Annotated in this window: 17 protein-coding genes; 4 read left to right on the top strand and 13 right to left on the bottom strand. The window is 53.4% G+C overall.

The window, feature by feature from the left end; all coding sequences use genetic code 11:
- Positions 1-463: 463 nt before the first annotated feature.
- On the bottom strand, positions 464-811 hold the full coding sequence (locus tag ACL7TT_RS07700; protein ID WP_413394424.1) for a transposase: 348 nt from the start codon (positions 809-811) through the stop codon (positions 464-466).
- On the opposite strand from ACL7TT_RS07700, the gene ACL7TT_RS07695 reads away from it, so the two are divergent.
- Together ACL7TT_RS07695 and ACL7TT_RS07690 are read left to right on the top strand one after the other, a co-directional pair.
- Positions 785-1051 carry a hypothetical protein gene (locus ACL7TT_RS07695; RefSeq protein ID WP_413394547.1) on the top strand — a complete coding sequence of 89 codons (267 nt, stop codon included), beginning with the start codon at positions 785-787 and terminating at the stop codon, positions 1049-1051. The two genes, ACL7TT_RS07700 and ACL7TT_RS07695, sit on opposite strands and share 27 nt — an antisense overlap.
- A gap of 230 nt (positions 1052-1281) precedes the next feature.
- Positions 1282-3489, top strand: coding sequence for a S9 family peptidase (locus ACL7TT_RS07690; protein ID WP_413394422.1), 2208 nt, complete (start codon positions 1282-1284; stop codon positions 3487-3489).
- A 263-nt stretch (positions 3490-3752) separates the two neighbouring features.
- Here the strand turns inward: ACL7TT_RS07690 and katG are convergent, their stop codons facing one another.
- From katG to ACL7TT_RS07655, 7 genes are all read right to left on the bottom strand, one after another.
- Complete coding sequence (gene katG / locus ACL7TT_RS07685; protein WP_413394539.1) at positions 3753-6035, bottom strand: catalase/peroxidase HPI; 2283 nt, start codon at positions 6033-6035, stop codon at positions 3753-3755.
- A 329-nt stretch (positions 6036-6364) separates the two neighbouring features.
- Positions 6365-6967 carry a glutathione S-transferase N-terminal domain-containing protein gene (locus tag ACL7TT_RS07680; protein WP_299947716.1) on the bottom strand — a complete coding sequence of 201 codons (603 nt, stop codon included), beginning with the start codon at positions 6965-6967 and terminating at the stop codon, positions 6365-6367.
- 84 nt (positions 6968-7051) lie between these two features.
- Positions 7052-7303 (bottom strand): YdcH family protein, encoded by a 252-nt coding sequence (locus tag ACL7TT_RS07675; protein ID WP_299947714.1) that lies wholly within the window; start codon positions 7301-7303, stop codon positions 7052-7054.
- A gap of 476 nt (positions 7304-7779) precedes the next feature.
- Positions 7780-8472: a TetR/AcrR family transcriptional regulator gene (locus ACL7TT_RS07670; RefSeq protein WP_299942598.1), complete on the bottom strand. Its 693-nt coding sequence runs from the start codon at positions 8470-8472 to the stop codon at positions 7780-7782.
- A 207-nt stretch (positions 8473-8679) separates the two neighbouring features.
- On the bottom strand, positions 8680-9699 hold the full coding sequence (gene cydB, locus ACL7TT_RS07665; RefSeq protein WP_299942596.1) for a cytochrome d ubiquinol oxidase subunit II: 1020 nt from the start codon (positions 9697-9699) through the stop codon (positions 8680-8682).
- Positions 9696-11087: a cytochrome ubiquinol oxidase subunit I gene (locus tag ACL7TT_RS07660; RefSeq protein ID WP_413394419.1), complete on the bottom strand. Its 1392-nt coding sequence runs from the start codon at positions 11085-11087 to the stop codon at positions 9696-9698. Before ACL7TT_RS07660 ends, cydB begins: the two co-directional genes overlap by 4 nt.
- Positions 11088-11317: 230 nt before the next feature.
- On the bottom strand, positions 11318-11890 hold the full coding sequence (locus ACL7TT_RS07655) for a GbsR/MarR family transcriptional regulator (RefSeq protein WP_299942592.1): 573 nt from the start codon (positions 11888-11890) through the stop codon (positions 11318-11320).
- 434 nt (positions 11891-12324) lie between these two features.
- On the opposite strand from ACL7TT_RS07655, the gene ACL7TT_RS07650 reads away from it, so the two are divergent.
- Positions 12325-13635, top strand: coding sequence for a parallel beta-helix domain-containing protein (locus ACL7TT_RS07650; RefSeq protein ID WP_299942590.1), 1311 nt, complete (start codon positions 12325-12327; stop codon positions 13633-13635).
- Positions 13628-14782 (top strand): SO2930 family diheme c-type cytochrome, encoded by a 1155-nt coding sequence (locus ACL7TT_RS07645; RefSeq protein ID WP_413394417.1) that lies wholly within the window; start codon positions 13628-13630, stop codon positions 14780-14782. The genes ACL7TT_RS07650 and ACL7TT_RS07645 overlap by 8 nt, the downstream gene beginning before the upstream one ends.
- A gap of 101 nt (positions 14783-14883) precedes the next feature.
- On the opposite strand, the gene ACL7TT_RS07640 is transcribed toward ACL7TT_RS07645, so the two are convergent.
- From ACL7TT_RS07640 to rsxC, 5 genes are all read right to left on the bottom strand, one after another.
- Positions 14884-15591, bottom strand: coding sequence for a TetR/AcrR family transcriptional regulator (locus ACL7TT_RS07640; protein ID WP_413394415.1), 708 nt, complete (start codon positions 15589-15591; stop codon positions 14884-14886).
- Positions 15592-15976: 385 nt separating this feature from the next.
- Complete coding sequence (locus ACL7TT_RS07635; protein ID WP_299942584.1) at positions 15977-16690, bottom strand: electron transport complex subunit E; 714 nt, start codon at positions 16688-16690, stop codon at positions 15977-15979.
- On the bottom strand, positions 16690-17394 hold the full coding sequence (rsxG, locus tag ACL7TT_RS07630; protein ID WP_299942582.1) for an electron transport complex subunit RsxG: 705 nt from the start codon (positions 17392-17394) through the stop codon (positions 16690-16692). Before rsxG ends, ACL7TT_RS07635 begins: the two co-directional genes overlap by 1 nt.
- Positions 17394-18446 (bottom strand): RnfABCDGE type electron transport complex subunit D, encoded by a 1053-nt coding sequence (locus ACL7TT_RS07625; protein WP_413394413.1) that lies wholly within the window; start codon positions 18444-18446, stop codon positions 17394-17396. The genes rsxG and ACL7TT_RS07625 overlap by 1 nt, the downstream gene beginning before the upstream one ends.
- On the bottom strand, positions 18446-20473 hold the full coding sequence (gene rsxC / locus ACL7TT_RS07620; RefSeq protein WP_413394538.1) for an electron transport complex subunit RsxC: 2028 nt from the start codon (positions 20471-20473) through the stop codon (positions 18446-18448). The genes ACL7TT_RS07625 and rsxC overlap by 1 nt, the downstream gene beginning before the upstream one ends.
- Positions 20474-20574 lie beyond the last annotated feature (101 nt).

The following is a 20574-nucleotide window of genomic DNA, read 5'->3' as shown; positions in this document are numbered from 1 at the left end:
TAAGTTTTGGATAACTATTTTTGTTTTCCAAGGCGTATAGGCTTATTTTCTTACCATCTTCTGCAAAACTGTGTGTCGTTTTTTTGACAGGGCGTATTTTTCTGTATGTATTTCCGGGCTACGCGGGCTAATGTACTATCAACCGCTGTTGGCGTCGTAGCTTATCTGAGGACTGGATCCTTCCCCAGCTTGTCATTGCATTCGCTTTTCAGGTAAATCGATAAAACTATGTATGTGATATCTATACGGGTGTACCTATTGGGCCATGCGGTTAATTCTGTAACGATTGCTTTGCGCACTTCATCGAGGCGAGGATTTGGCTGTCAGGTTTTGTCTATTTAAAGTGCTTTGCACTTTCAGCGTTATGCGCCTTGATAAAGTGTTCCAGTTCTGACCTCAGCTCTGAAACACTGGTGAACACTCCCCGGTACTACGCTCCGCGCTCCAGTTGAGCAAATCACGCCTATACCGCATTCAACCAAGACGAACTGGCAGGGGTAAACTGGAAGTGGATACGCGGACGCGATTCCACCCAATCACGAACGGCTTTCGTTTTGTGCGCACTGAGATTGTCCAAAATAATATGGAAATCTTTATTTGGATTCGTGCGTCGGTTGACCAGCATCAAAAATGACAGGAACTCCTTGCTATTTGTCCTGTTCGCCACCTTTCCAATCACTTTCCCGGTCAACGTGTTGAAGGAAGTAAACAAGCCGGTCGTACCATGCCTCTTGTAATCATGCGTCCGACAACCAATCCGGCTCGGATTTAGAGGAAGACCTGGTTGCGTTCGTTCCTGACGGTGAATCAATCTGGGTTTGCCGCTGGGTATTTACTTGTGCAGCGTATAAGAGAGGTCATTTGTTCATTCTTCCCTGGATTTTCTGAATCCCAAGGAAGATCGGGTCACTGTCAATGCTACTTAAGCAGAGCCGGTACCTTAAAACTGATGAAAGCAGCAGGATTGATTGCCAGTCATCCCGGAGGTGCTACACATTCTCTTTTACAGGGTGACTTTTTAGAAATCGATGCCTTGCTGAGTGATTTGTAGTATTGTTCATCTACCAGTCTAATTGGGCTTTTAGAACCTACTGGTTTGGTGCCGGGTGACCTTGTCTGTGTCGCAAGCGACCGCGCCAGCTGGTAAAGCAATTTCCTATATTGCACTGACCCCGCGCTCTACCCGGTTGTCGGGGTATTGATTAATCCCGCTCTTAGTACTGGCAGTGTCAATTCACTGGACAGGCGGGTTGGTGAGTCCTTCAAATAAAGAGTTGCCCTATGAAACGAATATTGCTTGCACTGATCGGTATTGTCTTTGCGGAAGTTGGTTCTGCAGAGCCGCTCACTATAGAGCGATTGTTCTCCGACCCCGCTTTGAAAGGGTCTGTGCCCCGTGCGTTGGAGTATTCGCCCGATGGTCGTCGCGTGACCTTTTTAAAAGGGCGTGAAGAAGACTACAACCGCCACGATTTGTGGGAATACAACATTGCCGACCGTCAATCCCGCATCCTGGTGAATTCCGATAGTCTGCACAGTGGCGCTGAGACCCTGTCCGATGAGGAAAAGGCCAGGAGGGAACGGCAGCGGCTCTATGGAAGCGGTATTATGAGATACAGTTGGTCTGAAGATGGCAAGTCTCTGCTGTTTCCCCTTGCCGGAGATATTTACTATTACGAACTCAGAACCGGGTCCGCGCGACGGCTGACCGAAACGAAAGCTTTCGAGACCGATGTGCATGTTTCTCCCCTGGGGCGACAGGTCTCTTTTATTCGCGAACAGGATATTTTCGTTGTTGACCTGGCAAGTGGTGTAGAGCGCCCCTTGACCACCGATGGCGAAGGGCCGATCAAAAATGGCATGGCGGAATTCGTTGCTCAGGAGGAAATGGGTCGTATGACCGGCTACTGGTGGTCCCCGGATGATCGCTATATCGCCTTCCTGCAAGTGGATGAGTCGCCGGTGGATGAAATAACCCGCAGCGAGATTTATGCAGATCGAATCGATATGATCCGCCAGCGCTATCCAGCTGCGGGCCGCGCCAATGTAAAAATCCGCCTGGGGGTGATAGAAGTAAAGTCCGGCAAAACCCGTTGGATTAACCTTGGTGAAGCACAGGATATTTATATCCCCCGGGTGGAATGGGCGCGGGAGGATTTGCTGAGTTTCCAATGGCAGTCCCGCGATCAGCAGAAACTGGAACTGCGCTTATTCGATCTGAAAAGTGGGACTACCCGCCGCCTGCTGACGGAGTCCAGTGATACCTGGGTTAACCTGAGCGACGATTTGTATTTTCTGGAAGATAGCGATCAATTTATCTGGTCCTCCGAGAGAGATGGATACAGGCATCTCTACCTGTATACCCTGGCGGGCAAGCTGCTTAAGCAGTTAACCTCAGGAGACTGGGTGGTAGATGCGCTGGAAGCTGTAGACGAAAAAACCGGAATGGTTTATTTCACAGGACGCAAGGATACTGTGTTAGAGCGGCATCTCTACGCAGTGCCATTACAGGGCAAGGGGGGTATTCAGCGTTTATCCAAACGCCCAGGTATGCACAGCATTAAGTTTGCTGAGGATGCCTCGGGTTATATCGATACATTCTCAAGCGTGGATATCCCCCCCCAGGTTAGTCTGCACCGAACCGGTGGCGAGCGGATCACCTGGTTGGAGGAAAATGCGGTTGTCAAAGGGCATCCTTTACATCCATACAGGAACGACTGGATCACTCCTGAGTTCGGCAGTATCCAAGCACCCCAAGGGCATCAACTGCATTATCGCCTTTACAAGCCCGCGGACTTTGACGCGGGTAAACGTTACCCGGTTGTGATTTATGTGTATGGCGGCCCCCATGCGCAGGTGGTGAGTAACAGCTGGGATAGGGAGTTTAATCAATATATGGCCCAGCAGGGTTATATTGTGTTTTCCTTGGACAACCGCGGCTCTGCCAATCGAGGTACCGCCTTTGAAAATCCCATATTCAGGAATATGGGCGGCCCCGAGGTGGAAGACCAAATGACCGGAGTAAGGTTTCTGCGCTCGCTGCCCTTTGTGGATAGGAGCAATATTGGCATTTATGGCCACAGCTATGGCGGCTATATGGCCTTAATGAGCCTGTTTAAAGCAGGAAATATTTTAAAAGCGGGGGTTTCCGGTGCGCCGGTGACAGACTGGTCCCTCTACGATACCCATTACACGGAGCGCTATATGGGCAATCCGGTTTCTGACGGGGATGCCTACCGGGCCTCTTCGGTTTTCCCCTATGTGGAGGGTTTGCAAGGGGACCTGCTGATCTACCACGGTATGGCGGATGACAATGTGCTGTTCACCAATACCACGCGGCTGATCAAGCAATTGCAGGATAATGGTCAGCAGTTTGAGTTGATGACCTATCCGGGTAAAAAGCACAGTTTACGTGGCAAAAAGACTCGAATTCACCAGTATACTATGATCAAGGATTTCTTTGATCGCCACCTTAGAAGTGGTAGCTGAGTTCTGTTTACCGACAGCCCGAGATTTTCTGGGGACCTCAAAATATTGGTGCAACCCTGTGAAAACCCCGCTGCTTTAATTGTGTGTGCCTGCCTTTGGCAGGCCGCCCTGCCCAGGCAATCGGTTTTGATACCGGATTGATCGTACTCAATAAAAAAACCGGGCGCGAACGCCCGGTTTTTTTCCCGGAAGTTTTTTCGAACCCAACAAATTTTCCCACCACCGCAAATTTATCCCGGCTGGGCTCATGCAAAGCCTTCTAATCACGTACCGTCTTGATCGAAACGATCCAGATTCATGACCTTGGTCCAGGCACTCACAAAATCCTTAACGAACTTTTCCTGGGCATCATTGGAGGCATACACCTCGGCGACAGCTCTCAACTCGGAGTTTGAGCCAAAGATCAGGTCTACGGAGGTTGCGCGCCACCTGGCTTTGCCGGTCTTGCGGTCATTTCCCTCATAGATCCCTTTCGATTTCTCTGATTTTGACCACTCAGTGGACATATCCAGCAGGTTGACGAAAAAATCGTTGGTTAAAGTCCCGGGACGATCAGTAAAGACACCATAGGGTGTTTGCTTGGTATTGGCGTTGAGGGTGCGCATGCCACCGATAAGCACTGTCATTTCGGGCACGCTCAGGGTGAGGAGGCTTGCGCGGTCCACCAGCAATTCTGTCGGGGTTCTGCCGTTACCCGCACCGAAATAATTGCGGAAACCATCGGCGCTTGGTTCGAGCATGGCCATGGACTTTACGTCTGTCTGTTGTTGGGATGCGTCTGCCCGACCCGCTGTAAAGGGCACCGGAACCTGATGTCCGCCTTCCTCCGCGGCTTTTTCCACGGCTGCCGATCCACCAAGGACGATGATATCGGCGAGGGATACCTTTTTTCCGCCGGATTGCGCATCATTAAAATCCTGTTGGATCTCTTCCAGCTTTGCCAGTACCTTGGCCAGTTCATCGGGGTCATTAACTGGCCAGTCCTTTTGTGGTGCCAGGCGAATACGCGCCCCATTTGCTCCACCGCGCAGGTCCGAGCCGCGAAAGGTGGCGGCTGAGCCCCAGGCGGTTCTCACCAGTTCCGGTATGGTCAGTTCCGAATCGAGGATCTTGGATTTAAGCTGGGCAATATCTTCGTCATTGATGAGTGGGTGGTCCACTTTGGGTACCGGGTCCTGCCAAATAAGATCCTCGTCCGGCACTTCAATGCCGAGATACCGTGCGCGGGGGCCCATATCGCGGTGGGTCAATTTGAACCAGGCTCTGGCAAAGGCGCGCTGAAACTCTTCCGGGTTGTTCTGGAAGCGCTTGGCGATTTTTTTGTAACTCGGGTCCAGCTTCAGCGACAGGTCTGTTGTAAACATCATGGGCGGATGGCGCTTGTTTTTATCGAAAGCATCCGGTACCAGATTGGCTGCACTGGGGTCGTCGGGCATCCACTGAATCGCTCCCGCGGGGCTTTTTGTTTTTACCCAGTTGAAGTTAAACAGGTTGTTCAGATATTGCTGGCTCCAGTTAATTGGCGCGGCCGACCATACACCTTCCAGGCCGGCGGTCATAGTGTCATCCGCATTGCCTTTACCACATTTGTTTTTCCAACCGAATCCCTGCTGCTCTATGGGTGCGGCTGCGGGCTCGGGGCCCAGGCAATCTGCCTTGACCGCGCCATGGGCCTTGCCGAAGGTATGACCACCGGCGATCAGTGCTACTGTTTCCTCATCGTTCATGGCCATACGGCCGAAAGTATCGCGGATATCCTTGGCGGCCGCGATTGGGTCTGGATTGCCATTGGGGCCTTCGGGGTTCACGTAAATGAGGCCCATCTGCACGGCCGACAGAGGCTTTTCCAGTTCGCGATCCCCCGTGTAGCGCTCGTCCGCAAGCCAGATGGTTTCTGGGCCCCAGTAGACCAGGTCCGGCTCCCAATCATCTTCCCGACCACCGGCAAACCCGAAAGTCTTGAAGCCCATGGATTCCAGGGAGACATTGCCGGTGAGGATCATCAGGTCGCCCCAGGACAGTTTGCGGCCGTATTTTTGCTTGACCGGCCAGAGGAGTCGCCGCGCCTTATCCAGGCTGGCATTATCCGGCCAGCTGTTGAGGGGCTCGAATCGCTGCTGCGCACCGCGGGCGCCACCGCGACCGTCTCCGATTCGGTAGGTACCTGCGCTGTGCCAGGCCATGCGGATCATAAATGGACCGTAGTGGCCGAAATCGGCCGGCCACCAGTCCTGGGAAGTCTTTAACAGCACCTCGATATCATTCTTTACCGCTTTGAGGTCGAGGGTCTTGAATGCCTCAGCATAATCAAATTCATCGCCCATGGGGTTGGATTTAGGGGAGTGCTGGCGCAGGGGTCTGAGATCGAGTTGATCGGGCCACCAAAACAGGTTTGACTTTGGTTGTCCCTGGACGGGACCTTCACGGGTTACGGGAGCAGTCACAACTTCCTCCTCAGTGGCAGCGAAGCTTGCTGGCGCCAGTATGAATAGATTGATTAATAAAACGACATAAAGGGAATTTATTTTTATTAACACCGGAATCATCTCCATCAAAAAAGAAATGCAGACCTCAACTCTTTACTATATAAGGTTTTTCTGTTGTTGTTGAAATAAATAATCTGCTGGGTATTTTTTACTATTGTAGACTTGTCGGATTTTTCATTTCCGCAAGGGCTTCAGCTTCCAGCTCAGGGGTTGCCCGGACTCTTTGAAAACCCAGTTAACCACTACCACTGCAGAGACAAATCCATCCGCAAAGGGTTCGATCATAGTGGCGTCTCTAATGTGCTCGAGCTAACAGGGGTGGCTATGTCAATTGAGTGAAATATTTCCTGGCAGGATTGTAATACCCGGCAAGCATGAAAAGGCTGGAACTATTCGTGCAGGGTGTTGGCGCTAAAGCTTTCAAGCGTTTCCAGAGTCTTGGAAAAAACAGCTAATTGCGGCCGTTCACTGCGCCAGTCAAAATCCTCGTGCCGGAAGTCCAGGTAGGAAAGTGCAGAGCCAAGACTGATATGAAGCAGGCTGAGTGCGTTGGGGAACTGGGCAACCTTGGATTCGAAAAAATTCAGGGTGCGATCAATTGCGCGATTATAGCGTTGCCACCAAAAATCCGAGACCAGCCCCTCTCGCTCGCGTATTTTTTCCACCTGCCGTAGTACCAGTACCTCCATAAGTCCGGAGCTGGCGCTACAAAATGTTTTCAGGTCCCAGTCCTCGTCCAGGGCCTTGCTTAAACGGCCGTCGCCCAGCTGTTTGTCCAGATAGGCGCAGATGACTTCGCTGTCCATGATGGTGGTTCCATTGTCCAGGCTCAGACAGGGTACCTTGCCGAGAGGATTGCTGGAGGTTAACTCTTCGCGATTGTGAAATGGGTGGGCAAAGTGTTCTGTGACACAAGACTGTAGCTTGTGTTCATGGATGACGATACGGACGTTGCGGGCAAAAGGTGAGGAATAAGTCAAATAGAGTTGCATAGCGCTACCCACCTGGTCTGATTGTCCTTCCCGCTGAGTGTGCAAAATGGTGCAGGCAATGTCCAGAAAATAGTCTGCGCTAATCTAGTGATGCGTAATAGTGCCAATGATACGGTTATACAGATGTTGTTTGAGGTAAGCTCGCTGCTTTTTGAGACTGGCATAGTGATCGTCGTCAGTGCCGATGCCGCTTTCCTGAAGACCTCGAATCTGTTTGTCCAATCTTCGGTAAAGGTCGTTTTCCAGTTTGAATTTCACGTCTTCGGTTAGCAGTTGCCTGATAATATCGGCATACTCGGGAAAATCCAGCAAAAGTTCGTGTGAGGCTATGGACATAAGAGAACCTCCACTTGGCTCGGTTAGAGTTGTACTGCCTATTCTAGTTTAGGTCTGTGCAGTCACAAACTGCCTGTTCCCGAAGAATATGGCAAAGAACCGACTCTCAAAGAGGTCCGCCATGACTTGGTTGGCAGTCTCCGTTGCAATACTGGGCTACTGTGTAAACTTATGTGTGTCTCAAGGGCCTGCGCGGTGGTGATTCGGCAGTCAGTTTGGACTCGGAGCCGAGAGCTTGCTCTAGGGATAGTGTGGATAGGAAACAGGCTGTAGATTGATGAGGGCAATGGATTGAGCCTGATGGGCAGTAAAATAATTGGGGTGCAAATAGAAAACTGTGTAAACAGCACCGCTAAACTGGGTGCTTGAAGACATAGGGTGATATAAGGGAAAAATAAACCCGATAATAGAAATTTTCGGGCTTATTGTCGGGTTCTCCACCCGACGTTTGTTGAGCAAGTTCTTGCCTGAATTCCTCAGGCCATTGCTTCCATCGGGGCAAAGCGCAACTGGCGCCGCTGCAATAGTTCGCCCAGATACAGCTTAAGGTAGGCAGCTGCCGCCCGCTTTCCTTCGGCCGCAGCTTCGTTGGTAATTCGTCCGAAGCGCGAGTAAGCCTGGGAGCAGAATGCATCATTGATGTTGATCGCGCACATAAAGCGGTCACGCCAGTCCTGTGATGGCGGCAATTCGAACTCGCGAGATAAATTTTTGATCAGGGTATCGGCAAGGCGCCAGTTATTTTCCATCTGCAGTTGGCGCAGTGCCCAGCTGGACTGCGGACCGTAGTGCACCTTTAATGCAGAAATATTCTCCTCATAGTAGTTGCGTACCAGGTCGCATAGTTGATAGAGCATATCCTGCCAGCTTTCCGTGGGTAGAAAATCTGAGTACTCCAGTACCAAATCGCCAAAAGATTTGTAGTGACGTTCGGCCAATGCGGTGAGACTGGCATCTACACTGGGGAAAAAATGGTAAACAGAGGCAGCGGGAACCCCGGCCACCTGACTCAGGTTGGCCAGACTGATATCAGTAGAATCCTGGTCAGAGATGAGCGTTTCCAGCGCATCGAGGAGTTTTTCGTACTTCTCGCGGCCATTTTTACGTTGTGGCTTGCGCGGACTGGCAGTATCGCGTCGGCTAATAGCGCGTCGGTCAATTTGATTCAAGTTGTATTCCCCCCTTAGACAAGCGCAAACCAGTACCTGTTAAAATTGCGCTTTACTTCCTTGTAAAAAATTGTCGTCTGGAACTGATCATTATCATCGTACCAATTTCGAAGAGCAAGAGAATTTTGTTAGATTTGTGGGTTAGTTCCGCGTTAAAAGAATTAATTCGATTAATTGCGGTAGATGTTATCAATAGAATTTATTCTGCTAATGATAGCGCAAATCTGTTGCCTTGCCACGAAACACCCGATATGAAAACACGGTGTACACAAGAATTATCGGTATCACAATCACTGCACCCACCAATATAAACTGGAGTGAGGCATTGGCACTGGCTGCCTGCCAAATGTTTATTTCTCCCGGCACTATGTCAGGATAAAAGCTGAATGCCAATCCGATAAAGCACATCAGGAAAATAAGCACCACCGTAGCGAATGGCAGTGCGCTGTGCCTGTCATTGGTTTTGGGGATTCGTGCGAGTAAAAAGTCATTGAAAATAAACGCCAGAAAACACAGGGTTGGGACCAGCAGAACAAACATGACCAGTGGGTAAGTGAACCAACGGTCGAAGACACTGGGGTTGACCAGGGGGTTGATGGCCGAGACAGCAATGACCCCCACCAGTGTCGCGCGCCCCGCCCGGCGTGCCCATCGCGTTGCGCGTTTCTGCAGGTCTGACTCGGCTTTCAGGATCAGCCACGCCGACCCCATGTAGCTATAGGCGGCAGTCACACCCAGGGCGCTGAGCGCGGAGAAAAACTGTGCCTCCCAGCCCGGCCTGAATCCCATTACGTACAGGCCCAGCATATAGCCCTGGGCGAGGCTGGTGGTGAGAGAGCCTGCCTTGAAGGTTCTGTCCCAGGCCAGCTTGTGGTTCACCGCGGCCTTTGTGCGAAAGTCGAAAGCGACTCCGCGCATAATCAGCCCTATGAGCATAATGGCAGCAGGTAGATAGAGGTGCATGAGCACCTGGTTATAGGCAATGGGAAAGGCGATCAGCAGCAGGCCAATGGCCAATACCAGCCAGGTTTCGTTGGCATCCCAGAAGGGCCCGATAGAGGCGATCATAAGATCCCGCTGCTGCTCTTCCTGTTCGCCCAGGGGTAGGAGAATACCCACGCCCAGGTCATAACCGTCGAGAACTGCGTAGATGAAAACTGCCAGGCCCATCAAGCCGATGAAGATAACGGGTAACCAATAGGTGGCTGCAGAGGCGCTCTCGCTCATTGGGAGTCTCCCCCGGGATGCTTTTGGGTTGAATCGGGCAGATTGGTCAGACTTCCTCCCGCGAGGGGTTCGGCGGTTTCAAACTCCTCCACTTTGACGGATTTCAGCGCCATGACTTTTAATGTGTGTATGTAGGCGAAAAGTAAAATGGCGTAGACGATGAGATAAAGGGTCAGGGAGAGGCCGACGTGGGCGGGCGGAATCTGGGTCACAGCATCAGCGGTTTTCAATACACCCGTAACCAGCCAGGGCTGGCGGCCAATTTCAGTAACATACCAGCCAGCAAGAGTGGCCACCCAGCCGGAGAAAGTCATTGCTACCAGGGTTTTCAGCGCCCAGCGGGGTAGCGATTTGCGTCGCAATAAAAGATAGCAGCTTCCCCAGGCCACGACCAGCATCAGCAGGCCCATGCCAACCATAATCCGAAAGGCGAAAAATACCGGGGCTACCGGTGGGTGATCACCGGAAAACTCTTCGATACCTTTTACCTCCCCGTTCAGGTCATGAGTAAGGATCAGGCTGGCCATCTTGGGAATGGCAATCTCGAAATGATTGGTTTTTTCCTTGCCATCGGGAATGGCGAAGAGCACAAGAGGGGCCCCGTTTTCCGTTTTCCAGGCGCCTTCCATGGCCGCTATTTTTTGCGGCTGATGCTCAAGCGTATTCTGGCCGTGTAAATCCCCCACAAACATTTGCACAGGGATAAATACTGCTGCCAGTATCAGGCCGGTCTTCAGGGCCAGGCGCGGAGCTCGCTTGGGATCTCCCTTCAGAATACGGTAGGCGGAGATGCCGGCGACAAAGAAGGCTGTGGTCAACCCGGAGGCCAGCAGCATATGTGTAAGGCGATAGGGGAAGGAGGCGTTAAAAATAATGTCCATCCAGCTTTCAGGATAAGCGACGCCATCGCGCATCTCAAAGCCGGCGGGGGTCTGCATCCAGGAGTTGAGGGCTATGATCCAAAAGGCCGAAAGCGTGGTGCCAACAGCCACAACAAAAGCGGAGAATGTATGGACTTTACTGGGAACGCGTTTGATGCCAAACAGCATAATACCGAGGAAAGTGGCTTCCAGGAAAAAGGCGGTAAGCACTTCATAACCCAGAAGCGGCCCGGCGATATTCCCCACTTGCGCCATATAGCCCGGCCAATTGGTGCCGAACTGAAAAGACATAGTGATACCGCTGACTACCCCAAGGGCAAAGGTCAGGGCAAATACCTTGACCCAGAAACGATAGGCGCGCATCCAGACAGGGTTATTGGTCTGGTCGTAGCGCAGTTTGAAAAAAACAATGATCCAGGCGAGTGCGATACTGATTGTGGGAAAGAGGATATGAAAGCTGATATTGGTGGCGAACTGTATTCTGGAGAGGATCAAAGTGTCTAACATGGAAACCTCTGCTGGTCGGACATAGTGTTAACCGGATAACCAAACGGCTCTACCCGAGCTACTCGGTTGTTGTCCAAAAACATCTCCGGGGTGGCGTTTCCCCCATACTGTTCTTGGGCTTGTATATTGGTGCAGGATCGGCAGTATTTCTATTTACCACACCCGAATAAAACCCGCTCAAGATTGCCTGTATTGCGCCAAAGCCTGAAGGTGCGATGGCCTTCTTGGATTCAGGGAAGGCGCTTTTGGTTGGAGCTTGGCACACCCCCACTCATTTTGCTTCTGAATTCCAGCAGTTTGCTAATGCCGGAGCCCAACTTCATCAATTTAAGCAGGTCCTTGTGCTCTAGCTTGCTCAAGGTGTTGGCAAATTTCTCCAGTAACTCCAGTAGGCTGTAGACCTCCTGAATTTTCTCCTGAGCCTGGTCTTCCTGTTTGTCTTGGGGCTCGCTGAGCAATAGCTGGCGCAGCAAGCTCAGGGTGGGGTCCAACTCGCGCTTGCGGCGCTCTTCAAACACTGTGCGGGCCAGATCCCAGATGGAGCCGGCGGTGGTGAAATAGTCTCTGCGGTCCCCTGGTTGGTGGTGCAGTTCCACCAGGCGCCAGGCCTGTAATTCCTTGAGGCCCATGCTGACATTGCTGCGGCTGATTTTGAGGGCCGCGGCCAATTGTTCGGCATTGAGAGGGGTGGGATGGATGGTGAGCAGGGCAAATAGTTGGCCGACGGTACGGTTAAACCCCCAGCGGCTGCCCATCTCACCGAAATGCAGAACAAAGGCTTGAGTTTGACTGGGAAGTTTCATTTTCTTAATTTCAGAAATTTCTGAAAATTATAAACATAAATTGATCTGCGTCAATAGCGCATTGAAATTTTGCCATTGAGGCAGGGGGTCAGAGCGGGGGGTGGATCGGTCAAAAATTGTAAGACCCGGCAGCCAAAAACAGGGTGCCGGGTTTTTACGGTGCGGGGAATTGGTGCCGCCAGCCGAGATGATTTTCCGAAAACCAGTTTGTTTCGTACTGCTGCGAGGGTATTTCAGGATTGGCAATGAAACGGGTTATGGAATCCCTGATGGGCAGGCAAGTGGACAATCGTGTCTTGAAGCGGGAATAAGGGTTGGATACTATCAACAGGCTTGCATATGGTTGTTATTTTACGGGATTTAATTGGTACAAGCGTACTCATTGATGCCTGATCCAAACGACTACAGACAATAATCCGAATAAAGGAAGAAGCATGAAAACCTTGTCTTACATGGGAGCGATTGTGGCGGTGGTATTTGCCTCAGCGTGCTCTCAAGGTGATAAAACAGATCGGGCGAATGTGGTTGATGCCACAGTGGCCTACGATTTTCAAAAACAACTGCTCAGTCAGCTCATTTCAGCAAAGCCTGGGGATGTTGTGCAGATTCCCGAGGGAAAATTCCAGCTCAATCGCAGTCTTTCCCTGAATATCGACGGAGTGACCATCCGCGGCGCAGGAATGGATAAATCGATTCTGTCGTTTAAAAATCAGATACAGGGAGCTGAAGGGTTACTGGTTAATGCCAGTAATTTCATCATTGAGGATCTGGCCATTGAAGACACCATTGGCGATGCACTCAAGGTCAATGAAGGTGAAAATATCATTATTCGCAATGTTCGTGTCGAGTGGACCAATGGTCCCGCGACGGAAAACGGCGCTTATGGTATTTATCCGGTGCAGACCAAAAATACACTGGTCGAAGGCTCTGTTGCGATTGGCGCATCGGATGCGGGAATCTACGTGGGACAATCGCGCAATGTGATTGTGCGCAATAACCGCGCTGAATTTAACGTGGCAGGCATAGAGATAGAAAATACCATTGGTGCGGATGTGTATGGCAATGTGGCGACAAACAACACCGGAGGTATTCTGGTTTTCAATATGCCAAATCTGCCACAGCCTGGCCACAGTACCCGCGTATACAACAATAAAATTTTTAAAAACAATACGGAGAATTTTGGTCACGAGGGCACACCTGTAGCAGCGGTTCCCGCCGGGTCTGGTGTGGTTATTAATTCAAATGACAAGGTTGAGATATTCAATAACGAGATAGCCGATAACGATACCGCCAACATTGTGGTTAGTAGTTATTTCACCTCTGGCTACTATAGCGATAAATCTACGCAAAAGGACTTCGATCCCTACCCTGAAGGTATTTATATCTACAACAATCATTTTGTTGGTGGCGGAACTTCCCCCGATCGTCTGGAGTTGAAAGCACTTAAACTGACCAAATTTGGATTGAACGGCAGTCTTCCGGATGTGCTCTGGGACGGTGTCATTAACTCGGAAAAATTAGTCAATGGAAAGTTACCTGATGACTTGAGACTCTGTATGGACAATGGCGATGCGGGTATCGTCAATGTGGATTTCATTAACGATTATAAGAATATCTCCACGGATATTGCGCCCCACAAGTGCCACCTTAGTAAACTGCCCCAGGTTATGCTGGATTTTGACCAGCCGGACACGAAGCAAGAGGGTGAAGACCATTTGGCAGTAATAGAGGGTGCAAATGAGTAGTTGGGTATTGCGGGGAAGCATTGTAGCTTTACTGCTGGCCGCGGTGCTGTCTGGTGTGAGCGGCTGTGAAAAACCGCGGTCGCAAGTTGCGGTCTTTGGTGTCGATGCCATACCGGCGCATCTTAGTGACTGGCACCTGATTGAGGTTGTTGACGGTGTTTTAACGCCCAACGCCGGGGTGGTGCCTTACGATCTGAATACCGGGCTCTTTACCGACTATGCGCATAAGTTGCGCACGGTTTGGATGCCGGCCGGAACCTCCGCGATATACGACAAGGAGCAATTCGAGTACCCGGTCGGTACTATTTTGAGTAAAACTTTCTACTACCCAAAGGGAGGGGATGGCGCCGTACTGCGCACAGACAACTTTGCCGATGATTATGCACCGGGCCGGGCTGGAGAGGCGCTGGACATGGCGCGGGTACGCCTGATGGAAACCCGCCTGTTGGTCAGGCGTGAGGATGGCTGGCAGGCTCTTCCCTATGTGTGGAATGCGGCCCAGACCGAGGCGGTTTTGGAGATTGCCGGCGAAGTCAGCCGTTTGCATTTGAAAGCGGTGGGGGGAGAAACTTCTGCATTTAACTATGTTGTGCCCGATGCAAACCAGTGTGCTGGGTGTCATGCAGACAATTTTACCGGCAGGGAGATTTCGCCACTGGGCCCCAGGGCAAGGCATCTGAACAAGCGCTATCCCTATCGCGGTGGTACTGAGAATCAGTTGGTGTATTGGCAGAAGATTGGCTATCTCAGTGGGCTGCCAGAACTTGACAGCCTCCCCAGCCTGGCCAGCTTCTCCGATGCCGATTTACCCCTGGAGGCGCGGGCGCGTGCCTACCTGGATATCAATTGCGGCCACTGTCATAACCCGGCTGGTGCGGCAGATACCTCCGGGCTGATGCTGAATCACAGCGAGACAGACTGGCGCAGGCTGGGCTTGTGCAAACCACCTGTGGCGGCGGGCACAGGTAGTGGTGAACGTTTGTTTGCCATAGTGCCGGGGGAACCGGACAGCTCAATTCTCAATTTTCGTGTCGAATCTGCCGATCCGGGCGCTATGATGCCGGAACTGGGGCGCAGTCTTGTACATGAAGAGGGGGCAGAGCTGTTGCGTCAGTGGGTGGCGGCCTTGCCGGGGACCTGTTTATAAGCCTGCGCAGGAAGTTTCCCTTCTGCAGGCTGCTCAAAGAGCGGAGGCCGAAGCAGTGCCTGAGTGGCAATGCTTTTCGGCCCGCTGCACTTGAACGGGAATCAACCGTAAGCTGCGGCCTCGACAACCGGAACGACGGTGGGAATCAGGCCGCGGACCATCATGGTGACTGTGCGTTCGAGCAGAGGGGAATCGAGGGCTATGGCATCGCTCAGGATCTCGTATTCCAGCTTTAGAATGGTGCCATGCACAATTTGGGCTGCGGCTTCGGGGTCTGCGAGCCCCAGTAGATGGAAAAATTCCTGAATCAGGGTTTCTTTTGCATGATTTGACATATGCACTGCACGGGTCAACTGCTCATTGCGCAGCGCTTCATTGCGAAATGCCAGTTCAATCAAGCGCTCGTCCTTACTCTTCGCCTGGCTGCGTATATGGATAAGAATAAAGCGTGTCAGTTGCTGGACCAGCAATTTGTGGCTGCTATGGGATAGGCGTTCCTGTGCGGAGAGGCTGCGCGCAGCGCTGAAACTTTCTTCCTGCAGTTGGCGCGTACTCTCCAGCCCCTGCTCGACAAAATACGTAAACGCATCGCTGATAAGATCGTTGAGGTCTTTGAAATAATAGGTAGTGGCAGCCAGGGGGACATTGGCCTCGCGGGCTACCGCACGGTGTCGGATTCCGCGAATCCCCTCTTTCACGATCAGTCGCAGCGTGGCCTCGAGGATGGCTTTGCGGCGCACACGGCTGTCCGCTCTCTGGGCGCGGCGCCCGTGGTAGACCAGATCCGACTTCCCATTGTCTAAAGTCATAGTATTGTCCCTCTTCTTATTTTATTGGCATCGACAGCAAGCTCAAGTTGATTGATCGCTCCATTCTAGCCAAACGAATTTTAAAAAGAGACAATAAAAAGATTACATTCAATTACACGGAAACTACGCCTTTTAAACGTTTTTCGCGCCTAAAAAGAGAACAAGGACACGTTACGCTGTGCAGATACGAGCCGGGTTTTGTCACAGTTTGCCCGTTCAATTTTTTTTGCCATCAATACAGGTCACAGCCCCGTACCACGGTATGCTTATCCGCTGGCGGCGGGACTTGAAAGCTTGAAATACAGGGGGATACAGGTATTTAGCGGGCAGCTATCTGGCCTGTAATGAAACAATCTGAGTAGCTGCCTTGGGCAGTAAGCGGATATTATACAATCCTGCCGGTGACCCTTACGCGCTTGGAGCCGGGCACAATTTTAACTTTCTGGCTGCGGTGTTTCTCAATGCCTGTGTCTATGGCATTTTTTGCTGCAATCAGCAGGCCGGTCACAAGGAAAGCGCCTGGAGGGAGTACTGCGACCAGCGCGCCGGGATAGTGGCTTCCCAGTACCGTGATACGCCAGTCCTTTGCTATGGGGCCCAGTAAAAGATCCATATTGGAAAACAGGGTGCCCTGACCCAGGATTTCCCGCACCGCACCTACCGTGATCAAGACCGCAGTAAAGCCGATACCCATCATGAAGCCGTCCACCAAAGAAGGCAGTGCCGAATTCTTGCTGGCGAAGGCGTCGGCGCGACCCAGAATAGCACAATTGGTGACGATCAGCGGTATAAAAATCCCGAGCATCAGGTAGAGTTCATAGGTGTAGGCCTGCATCAAGAGTTCGACGCAGGTGACGAAAGTGGCGATGATCATCACCGATGCAGGCAGTCGCACTGTGTCCGGCATCTGTCGGCGCACCAGGGATACAGCCAGGTTCGAGCTGGTGAGCACGCCGGTGGTTGCCAGGCCGAGGCCGATGGCGTTCACCACAGAGCCGGTCACAGCCAGAAGCGGGCAGAGCCCCAGCAATTGCACCAGTGCCGGATTGTTCTTCCACAGGCCATTGCGGGTGATTTCTCCGTAGGCGGGCGTTGCCATCAATTTTGATCCTTTTCAGTTTCGGCCCCATTTGTTTTATCCCCGTCGGGGTTTTCCACTTCCACCGCACGTTTGGAAATAGGGGCATTGAAAATCTGTTCGTGGTAGCGGGCAACAAACTCAAGCACCTGGCGCACCTCGTTAACCACCGCGCGTGGCGTGATAGTGGCGCCCGTGAACTGGTCGAAGACACCGCCGTCTTTCTGCACCTTCCACTGATTGGCCGGCGGGTTCTTCAGAGACAAGCCGTCGAACTGCAGTATCCAGTCGCTTTTTTTCAATTCTACCTTGTCTCCAAGTCCGGGAGTTTCCCTGTGGCTGGTCACCCTGACCCCGGCGATGGTCCCGTCGCGGTTGACACCCACCAGCAACTTGATGGGGCCGGAATAGCCGTTCGGCGCTACTGCGGGGACAATCACAGCAGAAATACGCCCACTCCCCCCTCGCGCCAGATTGATATCGCCACCCTGGGTGAGGCCCAACCGGCTCCAATAGGTCCTGGGAATGGGGTAGGTATCCACCAGCAGGTCATTGCTGTGCCGGTCCAGCGGGATGATTTCCAGCAGCGCTTTGGCGGATGCCTTGCGAATAGCACGCTCAATGGATGCGTGCGTGGTGATCTGGGTAATCGCCAGGGCGCCGGCGCAAACCAGGGCAAACAGGGTCAGGACAGCAGCGTTGGTGGCCATGGATTGTTTAAGCATCAGCGCTCCTCCAGGTCGGTGGCGCTGCGCGGCCGCTTGTGGCCATAGGTGCGGGGCAGGGTGTAGTTATCGATCGTGGGCGCGGCGAAATTCATCAGCAGCACGGCAAAGGCCAGCGCATCCGGGTAGCTGCCCCAGGCGCGGATAATATAGGTGAACAGGCCCACGCCGGCACCGAAGATCAGGCGCCCCTTATTGCTGGTAGCGCCACTGACCGGATCGGTAATGATAAAGAAGGCGCCGAACATGGTGGCACCGGAAAACAGGTGCAACAGTGGCGACCCCTCTGACAGAGAGCTGCCACTGTCATAGAACAGCAGTGAGAGCAGTGCCAGCGTGGCGAGCATGGCCACCGGCGCATGCCAGGTGATCACACGGCGAAACAGCAGGAACAGGCCACCGAGCAGGAAGCCAAAGCTGATGGTTTCCCAGCCAACCCCGGCAAAAGTACCCCTGCTGAATACCGGTTCTATTTCATACAATTGCGACAGCAGAACGGATTCATTGAGGCGCACGATTTCCAGCGGTGTGGCGCGGGTAAAGCCATCGATGTTATAGCTGCCGAATACCAGGGAGACAGCTTCGCTGATACTCGGTGCGCCGCCAATAACCTCCGCGGCCCCAACCCAGCGGGTCATATCCACCGGAAAGCTGATCAGCAGCACGACATAGCCGACCATAGCGGGGTTAAAGGGGTTGTAGCCCATACCGCCATACAGATGCTTGGACAGGACTATCGCCACGGCGCTGCCCACCACCGGCAGCCACCAGGCGCAATAGGAGGGCAGGGCGATGCCCAGCAGCAGGGCCGTGACAAAGGCGCTGTAATCGCGCAGGTAAAAAGCGGCCGGCCGGCCGCGCAATTTCATCACCGCGGCCTCACACAACAGGGCAGTGACGACGCACAGCGCGATATTGATCAACACGCCGATACCGAAGTAGATGACCATGGCGAGTACACCGGGTGCGGTGGCGGCGGCCACCTGCAGCATAACCTTGGCGGTGTTATCCCCGGAACGGGCGTGTGGAGATGTCGCGCGCATCAGGGACATCACGGCTCTCCATTCTGTGCGGATTGTTGTTCACGCATCTTGTCTTCCAACTTTTTCTGCAGCTTATCCAGGGCGGCCTGAAAGGCTTCCAGGTTTGTATCATGGTTATCGCGGGCTTTTTGCAGGCGCACCTCTGCTTTGTCGATACGGTTGCGCAGGGCCTCAATATCCGCCGCAAGTTTCTCGGCGCTGCTCATCTTCTCGCGTGTTTCGGCGGCGGCCCGGGCTTTGGCAATGGCGCGCACAGCAGCATTGATCTCCTTATCCACCGGCTCGAGCGCGGGGTCGCGATCAGCGCGGCGCCTGGCCAGGGTGAGCTTGTGCCGGGCTTCCTGCAGTTTCAGCTCCGCCGCTTTGAGTTGCGCTGCCAACTGGCTGCGCTGGTTTTCGCTGGCGGCCGCAAGCTTGCCGCTCAGGCGCTCCACGCGACTCTCAGCACTGGTTGCCGAACGCTCTGCGCGGGCGAGCAGTTGTTTCGGGTCCTCCTGGCGCGCTTTGACCCGTGCCAGGGCGGCGGCCACCATATCCGCTTGCGGTTTGCCCGTTTTGATCGCCTCGGATTCGGGGTTTTGCGTCCGCTGCTCGCGTGCTAGCTCGGCAGCCTTGCGCCGGGCCTCGCGCTTGGCTTCTTTTTCTTTTTCCGCCTTCTCCAGGCGCAGTTTGCGAAACTCGAAGCGGTCCCGGGCGTGGTCAGATTTTTCCCTCTCTGCATCGGCCTGGCGGATAGCGCCCTTGGCGGCGCGGTAATACTGCACCAGTGGAATACTACTGGGGCAGACATAGGAACAGACGCCGCACTCGATACAATCGAACAGGTTGTACGCCTGTAGTTTCTCCTGATCATCGGCACGAGCGTACCAATACAATTGTTGTGGCAGCAGTGATGCCGGACAGGCCTCGGAGCAAAAACCGCAGCGTATGCAGGCCTGGGCTACCGGAGCAGGGGGCAGTTCTTCACGAGTTGGCACCAGCAGACAGTTGGTGGTCTTGATCACAGGCGCGCGCTCATCGTCGATGGTGTACCCCATCATGGGGCCGCCGATAATCACTTTCTGCATCAACCCGCGGTGGATACCATGGTGTTTGAGGATATGGCGGATGGGGGTGCCGATGGGCACCTCGATGTTGCGCTGCCGCTCAAGGGCCCTGCCGACAACGGTGGTCACCCGGCTGATGAGTGGCTCGCCGAAGCGCACAGCGCGATAGACGGCCCGCGCTGTGCCCACGTTCTGACACACAATACCCACATTGGCTGGCAGCCCCTGGTTGGGCACCTCGCGGCCGGTGAGAATCTGGATTAACTGCTTCTCCCCGCCAGAGGGGTATTTGGTGGGGAATACCACAATATCAAAACGCGTACCTCTGACGGCCTCGCGCATAGCCGCGATGGCCTCGGGCTTATTGTCCTCAATGCCAATCAGTACCCGCTCGGGCGTATCGAGGATATAGGAGAGTATTGTTACCCCGGCGATAATCTCCTCTGCCTGTTCGCGCATCAGCATATCATCGGCGGTGATATAGGGTTCGCATTCGGTGCCGTTGATAATCAGGGTATCGATTTCCGTGCCGCCATGGGGGTCCAGCTTCACCGCGGTAGGGAAGCCCGCCCCTCCCATGCCGGCAATACCGCAATCGCGAATCTTATCCAGCAGCGCCACCGGCGACAGCTGGGTAAAATCCTCACAGGGCTCCAGCTCGCACCAGCGCTCCTCGCCGTCGCTGCGAATTACAATACTGTCTTCCGCCAGCCCCGAGGGATGGGGCACGGCACAGGGTTCTATTGCAACAACTTTGCCGGAGCTGGGTGCATGCACAGAACAGCTTACCAGGCCGTCGGCTTCGGCGATCTTCTGGCCTTTCAGTACATCATCACCGAGTTTGACCAGTGGCAGAGCACTGGCGCCACTGTGTTGCAGCAAGGGGACCACCAGATCCTCGGCCAGGGGAATCCTGCCGATGGGCTCGCCAGTACTCTGATCCTTGTTTCCGGCGGGGTGCACCCCCCCGGGAAAATCATTGGGCCGCAGTTCCCGCGCCTTTTCGTTGGCGATCCGTTGTGCCTCGCGGGCGGTGCGCCGCTCCTCCACCGCCTGGCGCCGCCGAGCCTGTTCCTGTCGAGCGTTCTGGG

The sequence above is a fragment of the Microbulbifer jejuensis genome, assembly GCF_047289955.1.
GTDB lineage: Bacteria > Pseudomonadota > Gammaproteobacteria > Pseudomonadales > Cellvibrionaceae > Microbulbifer.
Note: the sequence above shows the minus strand (reverse complement) of the source record. Positions and strands in the feature narration are given on the sequence as shown.